The organism is Myxococcus sp. AB056 (genome assembly GCF_006547365.1).
Taxonomy (GTDB): Bacteria; Myxococcota; Myxococcia; order Myxococcales; family Myxococcaceae; genus Myxococcus; species Myxococcus virescens.
Window position 1 is genome coordinate 1 of the sequence record NZ_VHLB01000228.1, and the last position, 384, is coordinate 384.

General features: G+C 45.1%; 1 protein-coding gene. It reads right to left on the reverse strand.

Annotated features, from left to right (window positions below; genetic code table 11):
* Positions 1–88 precede the first annotated feature (88 nt).
* Positions 89–384, reverse strand: a 296-nt coding sequence (gene uspD, locus FMP39_RS37260) for a universal stress protein UspD (RefSeq protein WP_141594724.1), incomplete at its 5' end; no start/stop codon positions are given.

Genomic DNA, 384 nt, shown 5'->3' on the forward strand with positions numbered 1-384 from the left:
CAACAGTTGCTGAAAGAGACCCGGCAGATGACGAAACATTTACGTCGCCGACCGGGCCATATGACAGCGGAGCATTACTGGTAAGCGGTTACTTATCGATAAACGGCACGATGAGCAAATCCGCACTCATCTTATTGATCATCCCGCGATATGCCGGCATCAAACGGTTGATAAATGAGTGATGATGACCACAGACAAGGAGGTCGCACTGCTCTTTTTGCATAATTTCCAGCAGTGTTTCCGGCATTTCTCCGCGTTCAATACGCAGTTTTGTCTTCGGCCATTGAATATTTTTCGTCAGTTTATACAGCTTGTTATCCGACTTATTCTTCAACAATTGAAGAATATCTTCTGTTGCAGGGAAGTAGATACCCGGATACAACT